General features: G+C 64.6%; 3 protein-coding genes and 1 pseudogene. 1 reads left to right on the top strand and 3 read right to left on the bottom strand.

Annotated features, from left to right (window positions below):
* Nucleotides 1-451 precede the first annotated feature (451 nt).
* Nucleotides 452-1,603: an FAD-dependent oxidoreductase gene (locus tag PHP59_RS11115; protein ID WP_300166949.1), complete on the top strand. Its 1,152-nt coding sequence runs from the start codon at nt 452-454 to the stop codon at nt 1,601-1,603.
* A 3-nt stretch (nt 1,604-1,606) separates the two neighbouring features.
* On the opposite strand, the gene PHP59_RS11120 is transcribed toward PHP59_RS11115, so the two are convergent.
* The 3 genes and pseudogenes from PHP59_RS11120 to PHP59_RS11130 form a co-directional block, all read right to left on the bottom strand.
* The gene (locus PHP59_RS11120) at nt 1,607-3,598 is read right to left on the bottom strand and encodes a cation:proton antiporter (protein WP_300166953.1); all 1,992 of its coding nucleotides are present in this window, start codon (nt 3,596-3,598) and stop codon (nt 1,607-1,609) included.
* Nucleotides 3,599-3,713: 115 nt separating this feature from the next.
* On the bottom strand, nt 3,714-5,174 hold the full coding sequence (gene tfrB / locus PHP59_RS11125) for a fumarate reductase (CoM/CoB) subunit TfrB (RefSeq protein ID WP_300166956.1): 1,461 nt from the start codon (nt 5,172-5,174) through the stop codon (nt 3,714-3,716).
* Nucleotides 5,171-5,489: pseudogene (locus PHP59_RS11130) on the bottom strand (fumarate reductase/succinate dehydrogenase flavoprotein subunit); the annotation flags it as partial. The pseudogene PHP59_RS11130 and the gene tfrB, both read right to left, overlap by 4 nt.

A 5,489-nucleotide genomic window follows, 5' to 3' on the forward strand; every position in this document is an offset into this window, starting at 1 on the left:
TTTGAAAAACGTCGGGAATAGTGGATCGGATACATCATACAGAGATTGTAAAGCGGAGACTGCGGCCCCCTGTCTTTTGCACCGTTGCACCTGTTTTCTCTCCTTCGCGCCGGTATTGCACCGGGGAGATCCGTCGCCGGCAGCCGCCGATCCGGCAACAGGGCCGTGCACGCCGGGTGCTCGCCGACGTTTACACCACCCCGCGTATCGCAGCAACACACGCCACCCCCGCGGGCGTGCCGTATGTTCCCGGAAACGTGTGTAAATTACCCCGGGTACCTGTACACACTTCTCATACTGTACTCTGTACGCACATACCTCTCAGGAACGGTCCCCTTCTGCCGCCGCCTCGTTTCCACCGCCCCGGTGCAAACCCGGCGCGAAGGTGGAAAGGTCGGGGTCGATCCCCGACCTGCACAACCCTTTTATCCCGGCCTTCCAACTCCCCCCTATGCCGGAGGTGAAAGTCTACTCCACGAAGCAGTGCCCGTACTGCCGGATGGTCAAGGCCTTTCTGGAGAAACACGGGATAGAATACGAAAATATCGACGTCGGCGAAGACGAGGAGGCGGCCCGCGAACTCTTCCGGGTCTCGAAGCAGCTCGGCGTTCCGGTGACGGTGGTGGGGGAGGACGTGGTCGTCGGTTTCGACGCACCCCGCCTCAACGCCCTCTTCGGCACCGAGAAGAAGGAGGAACTCTATGACGTCGTCATCCTGGGCGCCGGTCCCGCGGGCCTCACCGCCGCGGTGTACACGACGCGGAAACTCCTCTCCACCCTGATAATCTCGGAGAACATCGGCGGGCAGGCGATGGAGAGCTGGGCGGTCGAGAACTATATGGGCTACCGGGTGGTCTCGGGCGAGGACCTGATGGCGAAGTTCGAGGAGCAGGCGCGGGGCCTGAATATCAGCCTCGAACTCGACCGGGCGACCGGCGTCAGGAGGGAGGACGACAGCTTTGTCGTCACCACCTATGGCGACCGGACTGTCAGGGCGAAGAGCGTCATCGTCGCCACCGGCCGCAGCTCCCGCCGCCTCGGTGTCGAGGGGGAGGAGAGGTTCTGGGGCCGGGGTGTCTCGGTCTGTTCCACCTGCGACGGCCCCCTCTTCCGGGGCAAGGACGTCGCCGTCGTCGGCGGCGGCAACTCAGCGGTGACCACGACGCTTGAGATGGCAAAGATCGCGCGGACGGTTCACCTCATCGTCAGGAGCACCCTGAAGGCGGATGCCGTCTATCTCGACCTCCTGAAGACACAGGAGAACGTGACCGTCCATCAGCCCTATGTTGTCTCCGGCCTTGTCGGCGAGACTGTCCTCACCGGCATGCGGATACGGCAGAAGGAAACAGGAGCCGAGGAGGAGATCGCCGTCGACGGCGTCTTTGCCGAGATAGGCCACGAACCGAATATCGGGGCTGTCCGGGACCTTGTCAGGACCAATGCCGGTAACGAGATTGTCGTGGACGAAAACTGCCACACAAGCGTGCCCGGCATCTTTGCGGCCGGGGACGTCACCTCCATCCATGGCAAGCAGATCATCATCGCGGCAGGTGAGGGCGCGAAGGCGGCCCTGGAGGCGCACGCGTACCTCCTCTCCCGGTGACCCTCACTCTCCTTTTTTCTCCCTGAAGAGGTGGTCGACGTCGGCGATCCTGTCCTCGGGGCCGATGACGACGCAGACGTCGCCGGCGAGGATTGCCGTCTCACCGTCGGGCGCGGCGATCACCCGCGCCCCCCGGCGGACCGCAAGCATGGTGACGCCGTGTTTCCGCCGCAGGTCGGCCTCCGCGAGTGTCATGCCCGCGATGGCCGCACCCTCTCCGACCCGCAGGCTCTCCACCTCGGCGCCCGGCTGGTAGAACCCGATGTCATGGAGGCCGGGGCGGGGAGCCTCCGCCGACCTGAAGAGCACGTAGCCGTCGGCCCGCACCTCCGCGGTGAAACGCTCGATCTCGTCCCTCGGGACAAGATAGGCGGTGAGGATGCGGGTGAAGATCTCGATCGAGGTGACGTACTCCTCCGGGATCACCTCGTCGGCGCCGAGGCCGGCGAGTTCGTCGATGTCGCCGACATATCGGGTGCGGGCGATGATCCGCACATGCGGGTTTGCCCGGCGGGCGGCGGCGATGATCCGCCGTGTCGCCGAGGGGTCTGAGATGACGATGACGAGCACCTTTGCCGTCCTGACCCCGGCATGGCCGAGGACCGCCCGCCGCGTGGCGTCGCCGTAGTGGATCGGTTCTCCTTTCGCCCTCTCCAGTCTCACCGTCTCCGGGTTCGTCTCGATGACGACATACGGGATCTTCGCCGCCTGTGCCGCCCTGGCGACATTTTTCCCGCCGATCCCGAACCCGACGATGATGATATGGTCGTTCATCTCGGGCTCCTTCGGAAACGTCTCCCTGATCGTCCCCCGCCTGATCCTCTCGGGAAGGTCGAGGCGCATCGCCCTGTCGGCGACCTTCGGCGCCGCGGAGAAGACGAAGGGTGTGGCGATCATCGTGACGACCGCCATCGCCAGGAAGGCCTGGTACAGTGTCCCGTCGATGAGCCCTGCGCTGAGGCCGGCGCTGGAGAGGACAAAGGAGAACTCGCCGATCTGGCTGATCGCGAATCCCGTGAGGACGGCCGTGCGGAGGGATTGGCCGATGGCGAGGGTGACGCCGCCGGCGACGAGGGCCTTGGCGACGATGACGCCCGCGGTGATGATGAGGATGATCACGGGGTTGGCCAGGAAGAAACCGGCGTCGAGGAGCATGCCGACCGAGACGAAGAAGAAACTCGTGAAGACCTCCTTGAAAGGGATGACGGCGCCGATAGCGTCCTGGGAGTACTCGGACTCCGAGATGATCAGTCCTGCCAGGAAGGCGCCCAGGGAGAGGGAGAGGCCGGCGCTCTGGGTGAGCCAGGCGGTGAAGAGGCAGATTACGAGGATGGAAAGGAGGAAGATCTCAGGGCTCCGCAGTCGGGCGACATGGTAGAGGGCGGCCGGGACAAGCCACTTCGCGGAGACGATGACGAACCCGATGATCCCCGCGGAGGTGGCGAGGAAGAGGGGGACAGACGTCCCTCCCACCCCTTCGGCCCCGGCGAGCATCGGGACAAGGAGCATCATCGGGATGATCGCGAGGTCCTGGAAGATGAGGATCCCGAGGGCTGTCCTCCCGTGCGGGCTTTCGACTTCGGAGCGCCCCTGCAACAGGGAGAGGACGATCGCCGTCGAGGAGAGGGAGAGGAGAAACCCGAGGAAGACGGCCTGTGCCGGGGGGATGCCGGCGATCCATGCGCCGGCGGCCACGGCCGTGACCGTCAGGAGCACCTGGAGGGTGCCGCCGCCGAGCACGGCCCGCCGTATCCGCAGGAGTTCGGTGAACGAGAACTCCATACCGATGGTGAAGAGGAGGAGGATCACCCCGATCTCGGCGAGGGCCTCGACGGTGCCGGTCTCCTGCACGAATCCCAGAGCATGGGGGCCGGCGACCATCCCCGCGATGAGGAACCCGACGATGCCGGGTACCTTCAGTCGGGAGGTGACGAAGATGATCGCGATGGAGAGTGCGAAGATGACGACAATGTCGTCGAGGATGGCGGCGTCCATGGGGTCTCCTGATCCCTCATGATCGGCGGGTCGTGATAATATAGTGTTGGTCGGGACCTGCCTGGCAATGATCTCCGGCGAAAAAAGATGATATTTTACGGTCCGGGCTGCAGTTTTATGCCTTTTTCTGCTCCTTCCGGTCCTTCTCCTCATACCCTTCGCGCAGCAGGGTCATGAGGTCTTTCACCGGGAGTTTCGTGTTCTCCGAGATGTGGAACTCGCAGAAGGGGCAACAGGAGACGACAATATCGGCCCCGCTCTTCTCGAAGGCCTCGCCCCGCATCTTCCCGAGTGCGGCCGCCTCCTCCGGCATGCCGGCGCGGACGCCGCCGCCCGACCCGCAGCACTGGTTCGGCGTCTCGACAAAGCGGTCGACGACCGATTTCAGGAGTTCCCGCGGCTGGTCGCGGACGTCCTGCCCCCGCAGGAGATGGCAGGGGTCATGGTAGGTCGCGGTGAGGTGGAGTTTCGCCGGGTCCGCGATCCCGTACTCTGTCAGCACCTCGGTGGCGTCCATCACCCTGAACGGGGTTTTGTAATCATGTTTCAGGGTCGACCCGCACCCGGCGCACATCGTCATCACCGTGTCGATGTCCCGGGTCCTGAATGCCTCGATATTCCGCCTCTTCAGGTGGTCGAGGAAGGTCGTCTGGCCTGTCCGGATCAGGGGCGACCCGCAGCAGACCTGCTCATGCGGGATGACGACCCTGATGCCGTTTCTTCTCATCACTTCGAGCATGTCGAGAGCGGTCTCGGGGAGGCGGCCGTTGTACATGCAACCCACAAAGAACCCGACTGTCGCCCGCACCTCGCCGTACGGCTCGATCACCTGGGGCACCTGTTCGAGGAGGGTCTCCTTTGTCCTGGTGACGCTCCGGCCGGTCTTCCTGACAAGTTCGGCCACCTCGGCGTGCCTCGGCAGGGTCAGGCCCCGCCTGTTTGCGATCTCCCGCAGTTTTTCGATCGCCTTGCCAGGGATCTTGATCTCCTTCGGGCAGACCTTCCAGCACTTCTGGCAACTTGTGCAGCAGAAGAGCCCCTTTTCGACGGCCTCAGGGATGCGGTCGCCGGCGTCTCTCGGGTCGAGAGCGAGGCGGAGTTCCTGCCGCATCGCCGTCGGCCCGGCAAAGTCAGTCACCTTCAGGGCCGGACAGACCGAGACACAGGACATGCACTCGATGCACTCCCGCAGGGGCTTGATCGCATTGATCTCATCCTTTGTCGGGAAACCCGCACACCCGCCCGGGACGATGGAGGGGAGGCGGCCGAGGTACGGCGCAAGATCCACCTCCAGGTCCTTCACGACCGGGAGGTCGAGGGGTGCGACAACCATCCCGTCCCGTGCCTCGGTAAGGCAGGCAAGGGCAGGGTCGCCGTCCACGCGGACCGCGCAACTCCCGCACTGGCCCGAACCGCAGCACCAGCGGTAGGCAAGGGAGGGGTCCTGTGCATGGGCGGCATGGAGGGCGTGGAGCACCCTCGCCCCCTCGTGCACCTCGACTGAGTACTCCTCGAAATGCGGTTCTTTCTCGGACTCCGGGTCGAAACGCGAGATGGAGAAAGTGATGGTCTTCATCCCCTCACCTCCTCGATGGAAGCGCCGGCACGGCTGATGTGCGTGTGACCGAAAGGAGAAGTCTGTGCGTCCCAGGTCTGGGCGATGTCGGTCCGCCAGTGGGCGCCGCGGCTCTCCGGGCGCAGGAGGGCTGATCTGCAGATGAGCATCGAGGTCGTGCAGAGGTTCTGCACCCCGCAGCACTCGATGAGGTTCCGCGGTGTCGCCGCCCTGAGAGGCAACGCGGCGAGTTCTTCGACGATTCCAAGGGTCCGCTTCAGCCCGGCACTGTCCCGCCTGATCCCGGCGCCGTTCCACATCGCCTGCTGGAGGCGC

Source organism: Methanofollis sp., from assembly GCF_028702905.1.
Taxonomy (GTDB): domain Archaea; phylum Halobacteriota; class Methanomicrobia; order Methanomicrobiales; family Methanofollaceae; genus Methanofollis.

Coding starts and splice junctions, on each gene's coding strand:
- tfrB (WP_300166956.1), bottom strand. CDS start 5,174: ATGAAGACCATCACTTTCTCCATCTCGCGTTTCGACCCGGAGTCCGAG.
- PHP59_RS11115 (WP_300166949.1), top strand. CDS start 452: ATGCCGGAGGTGAAAGTCTACTCCACGAAGCAGTGCCCGTACTGCCGG.
- PHP59_RS11120 (WP_300166953.1), bottom strand. CDS start 3,598: ATGGACGCCGCCATCCTCGACGACATTGTCGTCATCTTCGCACTCTCC.